Annotated in this window: 23 protein-coding genes; 2 read left to right on the top strand and 21 right to left on the bottom strand. The window is 44.7% G+C overall.

The genetic code is table 11. The features are described 5' to 3' along the window. The 18 genes from hypB to ACYVIL_RS03430 form a co-directional block, all read right to left on the bottom strand. Positions 1-747 carry a hydrogenase nickel incorporation protein HypB gene (gene hypB, locus ACYVIL_RS03515; RefSeq protein ID WP_126873361.1) on the bottom strand — a complete coding sequence of 249 codons (747 nt, stop codon included), beginning with the start codon at positions 745-747 and terminating at the stop codon, positions 1-3. Further along, on the bottom strand, positions 737-1,114 hold the full coding sequence (locus ACYVIL_RS03510) for a hydrogenase maturation nickel metallochaperone HypA/HybF (protein WP_460311577.1): 378 nt from the start codon (positions 1,112-1,114) through the stop codon (positions 737-739). The genes hypB and ACYVIL_RS03510 overlap by 11 nt, the downstream gene beginning before the upstream one ends. Before the next feature lies 1 nt (position 1,115). Then, on the bottom strand, positions 1,116-1,343 hold the full coding sequence (locus tag ACYVIL_RS03505) for a HypC/HybG/HupF family hydrogenase formation chaperone (RefSeq protein WP_013755277.1): 228 nt from the start codon (positions 1,341-1,343) through the stop codon (positions 1,116-1,118). Continuing rightward, positions 1,343-1,558, bottom strand: coding sequence for a hypothetical protein (locus ACYVIL_RS03500; RefSeq protein WP_013755278.1), 216 nt, complete (start codon positions 1,556-1,558; stop codon positions 1,343-1,345). The genes ACYVIL_RS03505 and ACYVIL_RS03500 overlap by 1 nt, the downstream gene beginning before the upstream one ends. A 19-nt stretch (positions 1,559-1,577) precedes the next feature. Further along, positions 1,578-3,461, bottom strand: a complete 1,884-nt coding sequence (locus ACYVIL_RS03495) for a nickel-dependent hydrogenase large subunit (protein ID WP_460311576.1) — start codon at positions 3,459-3,461, stop codon at positions 1,578-1,580. Between the two features lie 19 nt (positions 3,462-3,480). Beyond that, positions 3,481-4,479, bottom strand: coding sequence for a hydrogenase small subunit (locus ACYVIL_RS03490; RefSeq protein WP_460311575.1), 999 nt, complete (start codon positions 4,477-4,479; stop codon positions 3,481-3,483). A gap of 1 nt (position 4,480) precedes the next feature. Then, entirely contained in the window at positions 4,481-4,915 is a 435-nt protein-coding gene (locus ACYVIL_RS03485) for a hydrogenase expression/formation C-terminal domain-containing protein (RefSeq protein WP_013755281.1), read from the bottom strand. Continuing rightward, positions 4,912-5,466 carry a HyaD/HybD family hydrogenase maturation endopeptidase gene (locus ACYVIL_RS03480; protein ID WP_460311574.1) on the bottom strand — a complete coding sequence of 185 codons (555 nt, stop codon included), beginning with the start codon at positions 5,464-5,466 and terminating at the stop codon, positions 4,912-4,914. Before ACYVIL_RS03480 ends, ACYVIL_RS03485 begins: the two co-directional genes overlap by 4 nt. Before the next feature lie 16 nt (positions 5,467-5,482). Further along, on the bottom strand, positions 5,483-6,706 hold the full coding sequence (locus tag ACYVIL_RS03475) for a hypothetical protein (RefSeq protein ID WP_013755283.1): 1,224 nt from the start codon (positions 6,704-6,706) through the stop codon (positions 5,483-5,485). A 12-nt stretch (positions 6,707-6,718) separates the two neighbouring features. Beyond that, on the bottom strand, positions 6,719-7,513 hold the full coding sequence (locus tag ACYVIL_RS03470; protein ID WP_013755284.1) for a multiheme c-type cytochrome: 795 nt from the start codon (positions 7,511-7,513) through the stop codon (positions 6,719-6,721). Further along, on the bottom strand, positions 7,510-8,268 hold the full coding sequence (locus ACYVIL_RS03465) for a hypothetical protein (RefSeq protein ID WP_460311573.1): 759 nt from the start codon (positions 8,266-8,268) through the stop codon (positions 7,510-7,512). The genes ACYVIL_RS03470 and ACYVIL_RS03465 overlap by 4 nt, the downstream gene beginning before the upstream one ends. Beyond that, positions 8,268-10,205 (bottom strand): 2Fe-2S iron-sulfur cluster-binding protein, encoded by a 1,938-nt coding sequence (locus ACYVIL_RS03460; protein WP_460311572.1) that lies wholly within the window; start codon positions 10,203-10,205, stop codon positions 8,268-8,270. Before ACYVIL_RS03460 ends, ACYVIL_RS03465 begins: the two co-directional genes overlap by 1 nt. Next, positions 10,202-11,047, bottom strand: a complete 846-nt coding sequence (locus ACYVIL_RS03455) for a hypothetical protein (RefSeq protein WP_117316838.1) — start codon at positions 11,045-11,047, stop codon at positions 10,202-10,204. The genes ACYVIL_RS03460 and ACYVIL_RS03455 overlap by 4 nt, the downstream gene beginning before the upstream one ends. 29 nt (positions 11,048-11,076) lie before the next feature. Then, positions 11,077-11,433 (bottom strand): hypothetical protein, encoded by a 357-nt coding sequence (locus ACYVIL_RS03450; RefSeq protein WP_272968136.1) that lies wholly within the window; start codon positions 11,431-11,433, stop codon positions 11,077-11,079. Positions 11,434-11,497: 64 nt separating this feature from the next. Then, positions 11,498-11,953: a hypothetical protein gene (locus ACYVIL_RS03445; protein WP_071978938.1), complete on the bottom strand. Its 456-nt coding sequence runs from the start codon at positions 11,951-11,953 to the stop codon at positions 11,498-11,500. Positions 11,954-12,046: 93 nt separating this feature from the next. Further along, positions 12,047-12,577: a c-type cytochrome gene (locus ACYVIL_RS03440; RefSeq protein WP_460311571.1), complete on the bottom strand. Its 531-nt coding sequence runs from the start codon at positions 12,575-12,577 to the stop codon at positions 12,047-12,049. Between the two features lie 11 nt (positions 12,578-12,588). After that, entirely contained in the window at positions 12,589-13,767 is a 1,179-nt protein-coding gene (locus ACYVIL_RS03435; protein WP_460311570.1) for a porin, read from the bottom strand. 77 nt (positions 13,768-13,844) lie between these two features. Further along, complete coding sequence (locus ACYVIL_RS03430; RefSeq protein ID WP_460311569.1) at positions 13,845-14,201, bottom strand: hypothetical protein; 357 nt, start codon at positions 14,199-14,201, stop codon at positions 13,845-13,847. A 253-nt stretch (positions 14,202-14,454) separates the two neighbouring features. Here ACYVIL_RS03430 and ACYVIL_RS03425 point away from each other — a divergent pair, with 253 nt between their 5' ends. Together ACYVIL_RS03425 and ACYVIL_RS03420 are read left to right on the top strand one after the other, a co-directional pair. Continuing rightward, positions 14,455-16,575: an SDR family NAD(P)-dependent oxidoreductase gene (locus ACYVIL_RS03425; protein WP_460311568.1), complete on the top strand. Its 2,121-nt coding sequence runs from the start codon at positions 14,455-14,457 to the stop codon at positions 16,573-16,575. Between the two features lie 31 nt (positions 16,576-16,606). Then, positions 16,607-16,780, top strand: coding sequence for a hypothetical protein (locus tag ACYVIL_RS03420; RefSeq protein ID WP_460311567.1), 174 nt, complete (start codon positions 16,607-16,609; stop codon positions 16,778-16,780). A gap of 261 nt (positions 16,781-17,041) precedes the next feature. Here ACYVIL_RS03420 and ACYVIL_RS03415 read toward each other — a convergent pair whose 3' ends face one another. From ACYVIL_RS03415 to ACYVIL_RS03405, 3 genes are read right to left on the bottom strand one after another with little or no spacing between them, the layout of a single operon-like run. After that, positions 17,042-17,746, bottom strand: coding sequence for a DUF1624 domain-containing protein (locus ACYVIL_RS03415; RefSeq protein ID WP_460311566.1), 705 nt, complete (start codon positions 17,744-17,746; stop codon positions 17,042-17,044). An 11-nt stretch (positions 17,747-17,757) separates the two neighbouring features. After that, positions 17,758-18,210: a nuclear transport factor 2 family protein gene (locus ACYVIL_RS03410; protein WP_460311565.1), complete on the bottom strand. Its 453-nt coding sequence runs from the start codon at positions 18,208-18,210 to the stop codon at positions 17,758-17,760. Between the two features lie 59 nt (positions 18,211-18,269). Next, entirely contained in the window at positions 18,270-18,749 is a 480-nt protein-coding gene (locus tag ACYVIL_RS03405; protein ID WP_117316848.1) for a YybH family protein, read from the bottom strand. Positions 18,750-18,756: the final 7 nt, after the last annotated feature.

Genomic DNA, 18,756 nt, shown 5'->3' with positions numbered 1-18,756 from the left:
TTAAGCTCCCCGTTCTTGTAATGAGCGAGAGTCACGAGCATTAATGGTTTCTATAAAGTAAGCAAACCATGCCTCAAGCTGGTTACTTTGCGTTGAAGACACTTCTATAACAGGGGCGTTATTGCCCACTTTACGAAATGACTGGATCGCACGCGCCACATTGAATTCGTCGTGGAACTGCAAGTAGTCGGTCTTTGAAATCAGCATGACATCTGCGGCACGAAACATAACGGGGTACTTTTCGGGTTTATCGTCGCCTTCTGGTACCGACAACAAGATCACATTCAAGTGCTGCCCTAAATCAAAACATGCGGGACAAATTAAATTGCCAACGTTTTCAATAAACAAAACGTCTAGCTTTTCGAGGTTAAATTTCCCGAGTACCTTAAACACCATATTAGCGTCCAAATGGCACCCTTGCCCTGTCGCAATTTGCTCAGCCTGCACACCATGACGCCTAATCCTGTTAGCATCATTTTCAGTTTCGAGATCGCCCTCAATCACCGCCATGTTGTATTGAGATTTGAGCGCAGTGATGGTTTCTTCCAGCAACCGTGTTTTTCCGCTGCCTGGCGATGACATCAAATTAATCACCATCACATCATGTGCATCAAACAAAGCACAATTTGTGATCGCTTGGGTATCATTGCTACTTTTTAGATTCGCATGAACCTCAACGACGTTTGTCATTTGCTGAATAGGCTTTTCGATTTTCCTAGGTGTTTCACACCCACAATTACCGCACATATTGTCTTTCCTTTGGTTCGGTTGATATTTCGGACGGGATGAATTCAATTCGCTGTAAAACAAACTCATCGCCTTGAATGAGTTCTGTCTGCCACGAACCACAGCTAGCGCATATGATACGGTTTACTACTGCACGGCTATGTTTCCCACACAATGTGCAGCGCACTTTGATAGCGCTAGTGTGAATTTGAAGCGCTGCCTGATCGCCGATAGAGTGTGTCCTACAAGTCAAAAAAGCCTGATGCAGTAAATCAGGCTCAACACCTGAAAGTGGGCCGATTTTGACGTGGACAAGACCGACACACTTATCCATATTTACGCGTTGGTAAACGGCAATTGTGTCAAGCAAGCTATAGCACAGACTCATTTCATGCATCGTAAGCAATCACCTGATCGAGCAACTCCCACGTCACTTGCGCTTCATCATACGTGATCACTTGCAGTGCATAACCCACATGCACCATTACATAGTCACCCACCTTGACACCTGATCCTTGTATTAAATGTAAACTGACCTCGCGAGAAACACCTTTGGCTTCGCATATCGCATTAAAGCCTTTTATTCCTGTGACTTTCATTGGAACAGCGAGGCACATTACTGTGGTACCCGTATTGCGTCACTTCTCACTCTCGCTCTGTACACAAAGAGCCCAACCGCCACTAACACTGTGACTGACAGGAGTGCGACTAACAGTAAGGAATGATCGCCTTGGTGGCCCGGATGCGCGTAGCTCGCTGGTGAGCCCAACACCGAGTAGAAAATTAATATTAGTGGGTTAGTAAGATGCTTTGTAATATTTTGGATGCTCATAATAGTTCCTCAACTATGACTAACGAACTTTCAGTTGCAGACGCTCTTCACCGGTTTCGTCCATCACGTGCACAGCACATGCAAGGCACGGATCGAAACTATGAAGTGTTCGCAAAATCTCTAAAGGTTGGTCAGGATCATGTAGTGTATGTTTATCTTGTAGCGCAGCTTCATAAGCGCCGGCCTGTGAATTAGGATCCCTAGGTCCTGCGTTCCATGTAGTGGGCACGACACATTGGTAGTTATCAATCTTTCCATTTTGCATGACTAACCAATGCCCTAAAGCGCCTCTGGGCGCTTCCATAACCCCGACGCCTTGACCTTTTACAGGCCAATTCGCTGGGTCAAAATATAAAGGGTTGAACGTATCGGTATCGCCTCTCGCAATATTATCAAGCAATTGGTCATACCAATCCTGTAGCTGGTTGACGATAATTTTGGTTTCAACCGCTCTGGCGAGCGTTCTGCCGAGTGTCGAGAAAAGTGCTGAGGGCGCTAAGTCCAAGATAGAAAGAGAGCGGTTGACGATGTCTTGCGCTGCAGCATCCTTTTTCGCATACATCATTAATACACGCGCTAACGGACCGACCTCCATTGCATGGCCTTTCCAACGCGGACTTTTCAACCATGAATATTCAGCACTCGTATTAAGGTGCTTATAAGGGGGCCTTGGGCCCGTATATTCAAGGTTTGTTTGCCCTTCGAAAGGATGTAAGCCACTTGTATTTCCGCCGCTATAGCGATACCAAGATGAAGAAACGAATTCTTGAATTTCAGATGGATCATCTAAGTCGACTTCATATACCTTGCTCAAGTCGCGACCCAGTATTGCGCCTCTGGGAAATAAAAATGACGCGGGATCATCCATTGAGGTCGTCGGTAGGTCCCCATAGGTTAGAAAGTTACCCAGCCCCTCGCCTCGTGTACCCCACTCTTTGTAATAACCCGCAATGGCCAAAATATCTGGGTAGTACACTTGATCGACAAATGTCTTCATTTGGGTGATGGCATCTTGTAATTGCACTAATCGTCGTGTGTTAATTCCTGTTGATGCATTCAAATTAATGGGTGACGGTACACCGCCGACGACAAAATTGGGATGAGGGTTTTTGCCACCAAATATGGTGTGAACTTTGACAACGTCACGTTGCCACGTTAGCGCATCTAGATAATGCGCTAGCGCCATTAAATTTACTTCAGGTGGCAGTTTGTAGCCCGGATGCCCCCAATATGCATTGTTAAATATTCCCAGTTGTCCCGACTCAACCAGCGTTTTAACTTTTTGTTTCATATCCTTAAAATAACCAGGAGATGAACGAGGATAATCGCTAAGTTGACCAGCAAGCGCTGCCGTTTTAGCTGGATCCGCATCTAAAGCCGATACAACATCAACCCAATCAAGGGCATGTAAGTGATAAAAATGCATCACGTGATCATGCACATACTGGGTGCCGATCATGATGTTTCTGATTAATTGTGCATTTTGTGGGATAGCCATCTCAGCTTCACTCAGTGAACCTATCACGGTGCCTGAATGACGGTGCCCTTTGCCTTTTTTACCATGTTGCAACGGCCCTTTTGGCATGGACGTCATGGCCGGATGTCCAATAGCGACTCCTAACTTGGCGTTTGTACGCCACGCTTTTCTGAGGGCATCTTCGACTGCGCGAACCGATGCCATGCCATGTACCAATGTACAAACGCCACAGATACGCTGAGCAAACGCCCACGCATCCCGAGGATCTCTGCCTTGCAGGATCAGTTCAATTCCTCGTACAGAGGTACCCGAAGAGAACGCCTGTTTGATCGTATTCCCATCCAAGTCAGCTTCTATCCTTAGATGGCCTTCGATTCGAGTGATGGGATCGACGACCAACCGATCATTATTTGATGTCTTGTCCATATGCTTTGCCTATTGTGTCTTATGAGTTTTTACCGCCGTGCTTCTGTCCACCTTTACCCGGTTTAGATTTGTATCGTTCCCATGGGAAAAGGGCTTGGTAAAAACTGCCTTTATCCCAGAAGTCGGGCTCAGAGCAGCCAAGACACGGGTGCCCAGATTCAATAGGAAAACTGGTGCCTTGATTCCACTTAACGGTTGCACACGCATTAAAAGTTTCAGGCCCCTTGCAACCCAGCTCAAACAGACACCAGCCCTTCTTAGCCCCCTCGTCATCAAACGATTTTGCAAATTTACGTTGTTCAAAAAACGGACGCCGGTAACATCGGTCGTGAATGGTTTCACCAAAAAAGGCGAGTGGTCGTTGCAGTGCATCAAGGTCAGGAAAACGCTTAAATGTCAGGTAGTGAACCAACACTGCTGTTATCGCGATAGGCAGTGGTGGGCATCCTGAAATATTGACGATTGGTTTATCAGTAATGATGTCGCTGACTGCAACAGCGCCCGTCGGATTTGGGTTAGCTTTGGGGATCCCGCCAAAAGATGCGCAGGTACCAATGGCAATAATACCTGCAGCCTCTTTGGCCGATTCACGCAACATATCAACATTACTCATTCCACTGATCGTTGAGTAACCGGGATTCCCCATCGGAACCGAACCATCGACCAACAGCAAATATTGTCCCTTGTGCGCTTCCATTGCTGCGCGTCGTGCCTCCTCTGCTTGCTCTCCAGCGGCAGCCATTATTGTATGTTGATAATCCAATGAAATGTGATCGAAGATAAGGCTTTCCAGAGTGGGGGCATGAGAGCGTAAAATCGCCTCGGTGCACCCAGTACATTCTTGAAAGGGCAACCAAATAACAGAAGGTCGTTTTGCATTCCCCAGTGCATTGGCGAGATCGGCAACCGCACTTTGAGGTAAGGCGAGCAATGATGCTGTCGTAGCGCAGAACTTAAGAAATGTGCGTCTGGATATACCTGACGCTTGTAACTGCGCATTTAATGTGGGTAGAGACATATTAATCCTCCTCAGCCGCGTCATTCGTCGATGTATCAGACATTGATTGAATGTCTGACACGATATTATTGAGCGATAACACCATATCTTCTGGTTGAGATTTTATTAGCGGTGGACAGTCACAGATATGCACATATTTGCCCATGATCTCGGCTTCCTCGTTGTAATGCGTTTCAAGCCAGACACCTGTATATCGTGATTCGATTAGCACTGTGTCACCCAGTGCCTGAATATCTGCTTTCACCTCTCCATGGCCCAGAAAAGTCTCCAACTGTGATTCTTCACTTGCACTCAATGGCAATCGCCGCAGGTCTATCGTGGTTTCTTCTTGCTGCGCAAGTAACTGGGATAAGGCATGACGAATCTGATGCAAAAGCGGGATCACATTGCCCGTAGTGTCAGCATTAGATGTTATAAAAATGAGTTCTTCGTTCATCGTGACTCCTTTTCAATCGCTGGAGTATTGGCGTGAAAATTATCGGTAGAAAGACACGCACACGCGATATCCATGATGGAAGAGAGCGCGACACTGACTTTTGGACTTAAGGACGTCCCCCACTCGATTGTTTCAGGCTCTACGCCAATTAACGTCACTTCAGTCGGTTTTGAGAACAATGTTTGGCTGGTTAATAAGGTATCGCGTAACGTAATTTGGTGAACAGAGTGCGCCGTTGCCTGTTCAAATTGCTGCGCGATTTCATCATCTTTGAAGACTTTAACCGTGCCAGCTGGACATCGCATATAGGCGGCATCTATGACAATGGTATGATCTGAATTTGACACCCATTCTAATAATTCGTAGCTCAGTGTCCCAGCATCAATGCACGACACATTTGAATAGTCTTCAAACATGGGCTGTAAGGCTTGGATAGCATGTATACCAACGCCATCATCACGCTGTAAAATGTTTCCAACCCCAATTATGGTATATTGTTTAACCTTATTTGCGACGCGAACTGCTGGCGAACATGTTTTTGCGGATTGCATTAGCCTCTGTCCTCTATTAACTGTGCGGTGCTGGTATCGACCAGCCAATCACAAAGGATAAGGAAACAACAATCGCGCAAAGACCAAGCAATTGAAGCGATTTGAAGCGTTGTTCTTTGGGGCGCAGTAGTACTAGCTTGAATGCGATGAGTGTTTGTATAAGGTAATACAGTGCAAATCCCTTTGACGCGAGATTAATGATTTCAAATACGTTGGATGACCAAACTAATATGCCTGCAATCGCGATGACAAGAACATAATAAAACTGAGGAGATATAGGTAAATGGAAGAGTTCTTTTAGCAAACCACCGCCACCGATGGTATCGGCTAATGCGGCACTTAACTGGCTTGCCGTCGCGGCCACAAGTAATAATATCGGCAATACCCAAATGGCTTGACCCAGGGTATAACTAATGGTTGTTTCATTCAGTTCGGTTATCGGAAAATCGAGAAAAATGGGACAGGTTAAACCAATAAAAACAACGTAAAGGAAAATGGCAATCCACTGGGCATATCGTCCCGCTTTAATACGCTGCTCTGCATTATAGCTATTGCCCATAAAACGCGTGGTTTCGAACCCTTGTGTCACCATAAGCATACCGGCAAGCATGCTAAGGGTTTCAAAATGGCTGAGGGATTGTATCGCCTCATGTTTAAACCACGCACTTTTTACTTGTATATCGTAAGTTGCTAGTGCTGTTAGTACACCAATAATAATCGCCAACTTAATTGTGACTGCGAATAACTCGATGGTTTCTAATCCTCTTGCACCGCGAAGCCAAGCGACCAACATAATGATGACAAGCAGCCCACTGGTAAACAATTTGATGAGCGTTGTATCGTCAATAGCCAAGCGGTCAAAGACAAACGCGGCAAACAAGCTAATGTAAAACGCCACAGAAATTGCGTATGCAGCACCGAGGGCCCATTGACTGGCTTTCTCAAGCGTTGCGATACTGCCTTGTGGATTGCGAGCAAGCTCAGGCTCTGCATGACGTATATTGAAGCGAATGACTGAACCCAACAAATATGCCAGAGTCGACAATAAAATAATGCCCAGTAGCGCCCATTTACCCATTACCGAATGCAACAGTGGTGCAATGATCAAAAAGCCACTGCCAATTATTGAAGCCAGCGGTGTTACTGTCGCTCGCCATTGGACAGATTGTCGTAGGCGAGGCAGAAACAATACTATTGCTACCAACAGTGAGGTTGCCAGCGCAATGGAATTTGTGATCACAGTTTCTCCCCCTTAATGATGCTTGTACCAGCCGGCACGCTTAATATCGTTCCAGGAAGTCGATTGATGACAGGCATAACACGCCTCCACTTTGGCTTTTGGCTCGCCAGCGACTTTGGCGGAAATCATTTTAAAATGTTGCATGTAGTGACTGGGCGGCGCTTCATGACATTGATTGCAATCACGAGATTGACTCGAGGGGTGAATAAACGTCGGCAGTGACCACTTGTCTGTACTGTGGCATTGCACGCAATCCTCTCCGAACAACGTAAAGTGGCGATCATCGTTGCTGTGGCACTGTGAACAATTCAATAATGCTTCTTTATCACTGACGTCGGGATGCACAAATAGGGGATCAGCCGTTTGCTTATTCGCTAGAACATTTTCTAAAAAAGCCATCGTGGCTGCGCCTTCGTCAAACGGCACGTTTGGGTTGGGGAGCATATTGAACCCAATATCGACCAATGCAATATGGTTCATCAGTGAAATCTTAGCATCCTCACCTTGATGCTCAGTATGACAACTAGCACATTCTGTTATGTCGGCGTGAAACGCAGTAGGTTGACGCGCGACGATATGCGTATCATTTGCATGACAGGCCACACACTTGTCGCGCTCAACGCCTTCTACTGGCGTGTGACAACTCAAGCAGTCATCCGCCAAAAACGCATGCGCTTTGCTCAGTGAACCAGGCTCTACCATTTGTTCCCATGGAATTTTTGAAAGATCCTCTGGTGTGTGAAAAAAATGGCTAACACCAAAGCCCGCTGCGACTAAGCCCAGAATGACTATTATCCACTTGATCATAACCAGCGTAGTCCAAAGTAAACTTCACTGAAAATGTGAAAGAACAATACGCCATAGAGCGTTATCGAAATCACGATATGAAATTTCAACCAACGAGCAAACCAAGTTTTCGCAGTGTCGTGAATCAGAATGCTGTATTCAACATCAGAAATTGCATCGATAATAGATAGAACCTTACTCTCTTGTCGAAACAGCTTACTTTGCGCTGAAGTAGGTACACTTAAAGCAATGTATGGAATGTGTCTCGCTGATGTTTGGGCGAAAGTCGAATATCTTACGTCGCAGACCGCGTCTTTTAGCGATTGTTTGGCGCTTGAAAGTGCACCTTGGAGTTCGGTCACTTGACGCTTTTTCTCTTTCACATTTGAGGAAATAAGTCCTAGTACATACCGACCAACAAACCCACTGATCACAACGACCATCATAAAGATGATGATGGAGACTCCAGTAGCACTATCAAAACGATGGGCGCTATGGATGAGTGCAAGAATAGGTCCCAATACTCCAGCATAAATATGAATCCGCAGTAGCGTAGGCATGGCTATTTGCTTGGTCACGACTTTCTTAAGTGCTTTGTTGCGTTTAATGATCATGTAAAGCAACGGAATAAACATCAATACCAGCGCAGTCAAACCAACGATAAATCCAGCAAAGCTGCCAGGGAATGCTGGGTCACGGTGCCACACAAACCCTAGCCAAAGTAAGATCATTAAGACCACCAAGCTGCCTACAATGGTTCGCTCTTGACTATTCACTATGCTTCCACCTCCACATCAGTTTTAGGGATGGCTTGACAGGCTAAAATATAACCACTGACCCTATCTTCTGGCTCCAACCCATCATCAACCTCCATATCAACATCGCCGCGCAGTAATTTCACTTTGCAACTGCCGCAAGAGCCTGCCCGGCACGAATTCTCAATATCAACATCAAGTCCATCAGCAACGTCCAATACGGTTTCATCTGTGCCGGCTTGTGCCTGTGCATTTGATAAACTAAATCGCACTTGGCGCGTATTGTTTACAGGCGTGTTTGGGGCGACCTCCGTTTTAGTGGCCGTTTTCTTCGGACTCGCACCACCGAAAGCTTCTGTTTTAATATTCGCTTCAGGCATACCCAATTCAGATAAAATATCCTTGGTTGCATCCATCATTGCCGGCGGCCCACAAATGTGTGCTGTTTTTAATGCTATGTCCGGCACGAATTCATTTATCAATGCCGATGAAAAACGCCCCTGAGGTCCCATCCAAGATGTGCCATCCGCCTGTGTCATACTGACGAGTACTTTCAACCTTGGGTGACGTGCTTGTAGATATTTTAATTCCTGTTCAAAAATAAAATCGTTAGACGTTCGCGTACAAAACAGAAAATGAATGTCACCGTCCCAGCACGTCGTGGTTAAATAACGTACCGCGCTCATCATGGGCGTGATCCCAACCCCCCCTGAAATCAATACAACGCTACTTGCATCTTGACCATTGAAGTAAAACTTGCCGCCAGGCGCTTTAATTGAAAGCGTATCTCCCACATTTACGACGTCATGCATATGACGAGAAACAACACCGAATTCCTCGCGTTTGATGGTGACTTCAAAGTAATACTGCTCAGTGGGTGATGATGCGATGGTGTAAGACCGCTTCACCGGTTTTTCAACACCATCAATCGTGAGCGTAAAAGTCACAAATTGTCCAGGTTCAAAACTAAATGGGATGACTTGACCATCGGCGCTGGCAAGTCGAAACGTTTTAACATCATGGGTCTCATGAAAAATACCGGTGACTTGCATACTGCCACTATAGACACCTTTACGCGGTGACATAGTCGTAGAAGGTAATACATGCGCTGTAGCGGGTATTAAAACAGCGTCAGTCCCTACAGGTGCGTTAGTAGGTATCTCGTTAGGTGATGTTTGCTTAGTGGGCGCAGAAGCGCTTGCGGTCTCAGTGGACCTAAGCTCTTCTAGCAATGCGGCAGCTCTGCGCATTTTAAATCCATAAACATACACCATGACGACAGTGAAGATCAGCAGAACAAGCATCACTGCAGTATGAAACGGCGTCATGCCAAATAGTGTTGAGGAATCATTCACTGGTGAACTGGGTAGCAAATTCATTTGCGATTTAAACCAGGTTAATGCCACTCTTCTGGGATCTTGCCCATCTTGTATTGCCCGTTTTGCCGCAAGACCACTATCAAAATGCGCGATCCCTTCTTTAACGGTCTCAACAGCTACTTGCATTTGGGTATAGTCATCAACGGCTGCGGCACGGGCGAGCGATTCAAACCCGGTAGTCAGTTGTTCACTTCCTTGTTGCATACGCGCCGACGCTTTGCCTAAGATACTATCTCTTTGTTCCGGCGTGGTTGATTGCATCCGCATTAAAGTTGGATAGAGATCTTTAGGTTTAGGCGCTCCCATTTTCTCCATCATTTTATCCATGCCTTTTGCCATACCTGGCCCCATCATTGCGTTGGCATTGCCCGGCTGACCTTTAACTTGGTTGGCTAAAGCTGGAGAATCTGTGCTTGCCGCAACAATCGGCCCATTCGCTGCCTCAGGATGATGACTGGCATGCTCACTATCCTCAGTCTGTTGCTGTGCGTGCGCATTTATAATCACGAAAAAAAGAACGACGTTTAGAATGACACAATAGCGGTGAATGATTGATGCGCGTTTACTCCCCCTAGTCATGACGCATCCTTTTGTTCAGCCGCCCATAGCGCGTTTATTTTCGCAATCTGCGGGGGTGTTAATACTGAGACGGCTTTCCCCACCGAAGCAATAAACTGTAGGCGTAGGGTGCTGTTTATGGCCTCTATTTCACTAATAGTGTCTTTAATATTGTCGTATTGAGGCAATCCTTGGGCTGTCAATTCCCACAATAATGCCTCTAATGCACTACGCTGCTGCGCAAGGCTTTTTTGGGAAGACTCCCACTCAGATTGAATCGATAACAACGTTTGATACTGCGTATCTGTTAGTTCTAATGTTGTTGTGTGGTTTAAGAAAAAGGCTTGTTCACCAAGGTGGTAAATATGAGGTGCACTACTCGCACCTGGCAAGCTTATCGTTGATGAAGGTTTGGATATCTCCGGTGTATTTTGTTCAGGAGGCATACCCATCATCGAACTATTTTTCATCATCATCTTACACATCATCCCCATGCAAGACTTTCCGTTCATTGTCATCTTCTTTTTCCCTTTTCCCATGCCCATCTTCATCTTGCTCGTCGCTTTGGGGGGCGTAGATGATTCGTTGAGTTGAGGGCTGGCATCGCTTTGTTTAACGCCGATATTGCTTTTTGATCGCGCTGCCAGTGAGTTGTCTAATGAGCGCAAAGCTGATTGGATCTTTGCAAAGTCAGCCGGTGCTAACTCGGGCGCAGTGTCTGAAGACTGTGTTTCTTGAGATTTTTCTTTCGAACTAGTTTGTTGTGTTATCGCTGAACACGCGGTTGTGAATAAAACACTAGATAATACCAGACTCACAATAGCCGCTAAACGGTAGGTTTGGTGACACTCTCTAATCTTCACAACGGCATGCTCCTATTCAAAAATATCGATTAAAACCCACGATCAAACTCAACCATGTCATAACGTGCAAGTTCGCCATCAAGTACAGTAGCCTCTGCAAAATGCTCATCCTTCGTCTTACCTAATCGAATTTTGCCCACGAATTCGCGCGAGTAGCCGTCTTCCCCTTCAGAAATTGCTGTCGCATCAAAAACGGTGCGATAAACATTAAAGACTTGATGTTCTTTGAGACCATCGGTGTCAGAGACACACACCACTACTTGTTTATCATCGACGGTAACAACCTGCCCACTCATGATGTAGTCATGGTATATCTGGCTTGCACAGCCCCCTAGTAGCCCAACAGACAAGATTGCAATTGATAAAAGCTTGATTAATTTGTTCATGTAAAACTCCCGCGATTATTAAAAGAAAAGAGGCAGTCGCTTTTCCTGCCTCATAACGCATTGATTAGTTCTTTTTATGCTTGTGTATTGGCTTCGCTTTTTCAGCCGTATGTCCCATCATTTGCCCCATCATGTCTTCCATCATGGCCATACGCTGTTCCATCATTTTCATTTTGTCATCAGTCGACATATCACTGTGTTTATGCTTCATGCCCATGCCGCCTTTCATTCCTTTTCCATCTTTCATTCCCATCGAATCTTTGCCTTCCATCATGCCCATCATGTCTTGCATCTTTTGGGCATGCTCATGCAACATGGCTTCGCGCTTTTCAGGATCAGATTCACTTTTTACTGCATCTAAAACTGCTTGCATTTCTTCCATATGTGTTTGCATTTTCTTCATCATCTGACTGTCCATCATCGGCATGTCAGATTTATCAGTGTGTTGATGCGCGTAAGAAGTCGCAATTGGCGCAGCGACAAGGGCGCTGGCCAGTAATAATGACGTTAATGTTTTCATAATTTTTCCTTTAGTTGTGCTCACATGAGCGGTTTAGGTTTGAAATAGACGACTTGTCACCTTAATCCTATGTCTTAGACTCAGGTCAAGGTGCTATTTAGGCGATAAAAATTCGGCCAAAACCTCAAGCTCTTCATCTGTTATAGGCATTTGTGGCATTGCAGAAGAAGCGTTATTAAATTGAGGCTCTTTGACCTTTCGTAAAAAGAAGGCTTTGCCTCTATCGCTGATAACATTGTCTAACGATGGGCCAAGTGTTCCGCCCGCACCTTGCACCTGATGGCAGCCTTGGCAGCCATAGCGAGTGAGGACTTCTCGTGGATCCACCGCAATAGTGACAGGCTCAATGACTTTTACAGCCTTTGCAGGTGTCGCTGCAATTTCCATAAAGTTAAGAATCGCTTGGACCTCTGTTCCGGTTAAGTGGGCCTTTTCTCGCATATGAGGCATAATGACTTTCCATTCACTCATGGAAAACTCTTGTATTGGACGGCTGTTATGGCATCGCGCACAATTATTATTTATCAATTCGGCGCCTGACAGGGGCTCGCTACTGTCCACGTGAAGCGATGCAAATAAAGAAGCAAACAACACAAATATGTTAATGGTAGATTGATTTTTCATAATTAGTCCTCCTAGAAGCCATAACTGAATTGCACGGCGAAACGTTTGTCGTCAGGGCCATCAGCAACGTCTGTATCTTCGTAACCCACTTTGATGACTGAACGCGGATCCAACCAGTAATTAATGCCGACCATCCATCGCTCTGCTTCTTCTACTTTTTTGGTTTGCGCATGTTCAATAACAATTTCGGTACTCCCTAGCTCTTCGAATAGATGACCAACAAAAAATGTTCCTTGTAAAAACCACCCATTGCGAGAAAACGAATCAATTACATCCTCATGATCTCGCTCTACAAACGCGTCGGTTTCTGTGCGAATGTACTCGCCTCGCAAAATAGCGTGTGTACTGATCAAATTGATGTCGACACCATTAGCCCTAATATCCAGCTGTCCATCTTCATCATAAGCGCCCTGATAGTAAGACGTGCCTATTTCAATTGACGGGAGAAAAGCTACGGCGATTCGGCCGCCAAACGCCTTATTACTGTTGTTGTCTGAACTCGTCGCCTCAAACTCGACTTCAGGGAAGGCTTCGCCATGTTCATCCTCATCCACATCTGGATCGAGTGTGGTCGTAGGCGAAAACAAGCGAGCAAACGCAATATCATGGTCGTCTTCCACTACTTCTTCTTCGTCATGTTCTGCTTCTGAACGAGGTCCATTTGTCATAAAGACATCGAAAAACACCTTTGCGGATCCTACTTGGTAAACTTGCTGTGCTGCCACACCGACATCACTTAAAATAGGCAACATGGGATCCATTGCTTGGCTAGAGCCGTGGGCACCATATATGCCAGGCGTCCAGATGCTGCGATTGATCCAACTGGGATGCCAGTTGGCACTAAATTGTCCAAACGGCAGTAAAAATTTGCCTGCTGTAATGGTCGTGTTGTCGTTTAAGAAGTAATGGATATCTGCATATTCAAGCTCAGTTTCTGTTTCCCCATCTTCATTTAAGCCAACTTCAAGTTCAGCTTCCACGTGCATCTTGTCATTTAAACTAAATAAAAATATCGGAACAAAGCGCGCTGAAAACGCATCGGTGCCCGCAACATCGGCGCTTTCATATTTCACATCGCCGTAGCCAACGAAAACGAATCGGTCGCTTGATTCAGCCGCATGTAAAGGTTGCTGTATAGCAAGCCCGGCCGACAGCATGGTTACAAGTCGTATTGTATTTATCATTCGCATAACATTTCCCAGTGTGTACTGTGTTCATTACTTACTAAAGTTGATGGCAACAAAAGCGCCGCCAGCTCTTCTTTTATTCAAGCCTGAAATAGAAATGTTATCGGTGGAGGAATATCTGGTGGAATTGAGCGTGTTAACGTAACAAAGACCTCGATGAAATTATCAGTTCCCATAGTTACGGGCATAAGCCAGGCGGATAAAGGGACAATAGCTAACGACATATTCGAGTTGGTATTATCGGAGTAAAAGCAATGCGGGCAATAACACGATTGCGCAGATTCTTCACTAGAATGTACTGTGGTGTCATCAGCATCGACACTCTGTGTATAAACGTGCGTATGAATTCCGACATCTTCAAATGCATGCACACTGACTGATACAGAATTGATCAGTAATATGGCAATGCAGAATAGTGCTATCGTAATTTTTTGCACCCGATTTATCCTTTGCTTTTGATGAAATCCATCCTATAAATCACACGATAAATATAATTGATTTAGATCAATCCTTCACAACAATCGGATTACAGTATCATTACATTTCCGTAATCAAATCATTGACTTATTTATCCTTGGTTCAAAATTATCTATGCTCATGCTGCATCAACAGGTCTCCTCATAGCCATTTTGCAGCGGCATATGCTGAATACCAGATGCAATTTTTAATTGGGTGAGCGGATAATAAGAAATGACGAAACACAAAATTGCGGTAATTACCGGTGCAGGATCAGGGATTGGATTAGCATTGACTAATGAATTCTTATCAAGGGATCCAAATATGGTTGTTGTTGCACTGTGTCGTGATAGCTCAGAACTAGGAGCGCTCAATGAAAAATTTGAACCCCGGCTCGTCATAGAACACGTTGATTTTAATCACGAAGCGGCAACGATTGAAATTCAACAAACGCTTAGCCAATACGAACAGATTGATTACTTAGTGCATTGTGCTGGTATTGTCACACCGCTTAAACCTATTCAATCAATAGGCTACAAAGAATGGTGCACGGCACAAAGAATCAACTGCGATATCCCCTTTTTGATAACACAACTGTGCCTGGACAAGTTTAAACATAGCCGCGTACTGTATTTGACAAGCGAGCAACCCGTTAGTGCAGTGAAAGGCGCATCAGCCTACTGTGTGAGTAAAACGGCTTTAAATATGGTGTGTAGTTGTTTTAGACAAGAAGTTAATGAAGATGTAGCTGTTTTTGCCACCGCAGCTCCCGGAAATGTTGATACAGGGATGCAAAAAAAAATCCGGCAAGTGCCAAGCGATGTACTACCGATGTCGGCCTTTTTAAGAGGCTTACATGAAGAGAACAAGCTACTGCCGCCCCGCCTTGTTGCTGAATACCTTTGGCAATTGTTAAATCGTATTGACCCAAAGACATTTAGCCGAACAAATTGGGATTTATTGCAAAGCATTGACGAAGAGCCGCTTAAACCAATTGATACCAATAACAATATTTCAACGAAGCCAACTGAATCTGACTTACTGTCGTTGCGTAACAAGTTAAGCGGCAGTGTCTGGGAAGTTGGAAGTACAGGCTATTCGGCGCGGCGTCATGTTTTTAATCAAGCCATTTCACATTTTCCATTTGCGATAGTCGTGCCTGAGTCAGACGTCGATATTATTAATACAATTGACTATGCCAATCGCCTTAATTTACAAATATCAGTTAAAGGCGGCGGCCATGGGGTAACGGGCGCGGCCGTTATAGACGGTGGCATTGTCCTTGATATGTCCGCCTTTCAAAGTATAGAACTTTGCGCAGTTGGCCAGTCAGTAAGAGTGGGCGCGGGTGTGAAAAATCATAATTTGGATCTGTTCTTATCGAAATATAAGAAAGTGATCCCATTAGGCACCTGCCCGGATGTCGGTGTTGTAGGAGCAACGTTAGGCGGCGGGATCGGTTTTTTGTCACGCAAACATGGGTTAAGTTGCGACAATGTCTTGGCGTTTAATCTGATCACAGCAGATGGTCAGCAAAGAGTTATAAACACTTTGGAACACTCTGATCTTTCTTGGGCACTTCGCGGCAGTGGCGGCTCTCAATTTGGCGTTATCACCCACATAACATTTAGGCTGCACCCGGCTCCAGCTTATGTTCAAGGAGGTATCATTGAATGGCCAATTCAAAAGGCAAAGCCTATTTTAAAGCAATACAGCGATGCAGTACTGCAGGGGCCGAGAACGCAATTCTTATATGCATACATCGCTCGTTCAGCGTTACAAAATGCAAAAATATCTATTATGGGGTTTAGTGAAGACCCTGACTCCAACCTAAATAACATTGCAAAATGGGAAACGGATGCCGATATCTCTGTCACGCATAAACAATACATAGAATGCCAGTCGAATGAATATGAACAAGGGCACGCACTTTATTGGCGCAATGGGATCATTGAAGGTGAACTTACAGATCAGTTTATTGATGCGCTTTTGCAATGCTATCAGTCTTGCCCAGACAACGCAGCGGGCATTATGCTCGATCCGTTATGTGGCGCGATCCAGGATATTGAGACCCATGAAACCGCATTTATTCATCGCGATGCCTCATTTGTATGTAGCATCACCGGTGTGACTCTGCCCGATCAAGACAATACCAAGGTGATAGACTGGGTTAATCAAACCTATGAGCGATTATCCCCCTTTTTTAATGGCCATGCCTACCAAAATTATGACATGGGTAACGACTGTCCATTGACCAGTTATTTCGGTCAGCATGTAGAGCGTTTGATTTCTTTAAAAAAGAAATACGACCCTCAACTTAGGTTTGCAGGCTCTTTGCAGCGGGATTTACAATAAACCCTCAGTTGCAGTAATTAGGATATATACAGTGTTTAAATGGATGTTAGTTTTTACTCTACTCCTTCCCACCATTTGCTTTGCCGATACCGATGACTATGTTCACGCAGACTTCTATCGCGGATTAGTTGGCTTTAAAAAACAGGTTGATGAAATTAATCGAGATTTTCGACTATTGGAAAATGCTACGCTTTCTAATGCATAAGTTAATCGTCGACTTGCGCGTATTGAACAAGATATTGATGCGGTGAGAACGTTATATAATGAAGCGACACGCAATTTGGCCAACACAGTATTAACATTAACAGCCAACCTAGTTGCCGTTATTTCTGCGGTTATTGCTTGGATGAACCCACACTATTACTGATATACAAGTGCTAGAAACGCCGAGACTACTTGTAAAACAAACAACGCTCTACTTTTGTCAAAGGTCCCTTATTATCATTGTCTCATCTTCAACTTAGACTCACATAACCGAATGCGAAAGCCAATACACGCTGCCTAATGTTACAAAAAACAGAGGTTGATGTAACACATACACAGCAAGACTGTGACGTCCTAAAAACGTGATTTTAGTTGATAATTTCAGTGAAGCACAGGGATCTATACCCTTAATAAACATATGGCCAACGCCAATGCCCAGCAATACAACGCCAACCCAAGGAAATAGTGCAACATAATCGTTGGGTGATGACGGCAGCCCCAATTCCCATAAGTTAAACGGCCATTTACTTGTAACCACATTCGTTAAGAACAGTGTAATAATCCCTATCCCAATAAAACAAGCCATGACTGGATAACGTGCGAAGGGAAGGCATAGTACACTGGCCACAGCGATAAAGTGTAAAACACCAAAAAATATCCAATTACTATTGAAAAACCAATAAGTAAATAGTGATATAACGCATGCCCATACCACTATCCACATTATTCGCTTCGCAAAGGATTTCAAATCCACGCGTTGGTGATGAGCGATCACCAATGATGCACCCACACTTAAGAAAAAGAGTGATAAAATGACATACCGAAATTGTTTCCAGCCAGGACCATTTGGCACACTCCAATCTACCCAGCCAAAGAACCGCAAGTCATACGCGAAGTGAAAGATCACCATTAATACAATGGCGACCGTGCGCATGATGTCTAGGGTAACGTTGCGAATGATGGGCATACTGACGTCGCTTAATGATGCTTGTGGGGCTTTTTATCGCGGGTAGACGAATGTGAATGTATGACTTTCCATCCATTACTCGTTCGTTTAAACAAGTACGTTTGGTAGCCCTTTTTGTCAAATGTTGAGCCAGTTTTTCTTACTTCACCAGACACATTTACGGTCGTAATCGCCCATGCCATATCATCATCAATTGTAATATCCATATCCAATATATCGATGGTGAGGCGTTTGAGTACTTCTTTTTCTGGCTCCACATGATTTTCGACGAGATCACTTAATCCTGTGTTTTGGCCGCCTGATTCAATGTATCGAGCACCTTTATGGTCGAGATAGTGTTCATAAAAAGGCCGTCCTTGGCCCGACTCCCAACCGTTTTCAATAGCAATGATAATTTCTTCAATCGTCGTTTTGTCTTCATCTGCCTGTGATGCAAAGACGCCCAGTGTAGTTGTGCTTAACATCAGGAAGAGTGAGATTCGTATAAGTAACGTCATTTAAAGTTTTCCTATAAATTAAAGTGTTAATGGGACCAATGGATATGACTTATTTTCCAATGACCATTGATAAGGTTAAGTACCAGTGTTTCATTTCCTTGCTTATCAATTTGTTTACCTTTGTATGTGCCAAGGGTGTGGCTTCTGGCAATTGAGACCGCCGTATCCCCATAAACGCGAACATGATGTTCAATTGTTGTGGTTTTGACAGCCGCAGAAAATCGCATATCAGCGTGTAAATGATGTTGCCGATATTCTTCGGCACTGCGTTCTATTCGCGATCCCTCTAAAATAATGACTTCGGATGTCAATGCACTCATGACGTCATCCGCTTGGCCATTAGATAATGCTTCGTGATAAGCGAGCACACTGCGACCCGCTGCAGTATCCAAACCACTGAAGTGAGTTGCAGAGCGCTCTATTGATTTGGGTGGCTCATGGGCAAACGTACTAAATGAAAGCAGCGCAATAGATAAAACAGTCGTTAAAACGTAATTAATTTTCATATAAATC

It is taken from the genome of Aliiglaciecola aliphaticivorans, assembly GCF_054782055.1.
This window is presented reverse-complemented; position numbering and strand designations above follow the sequence as displayed.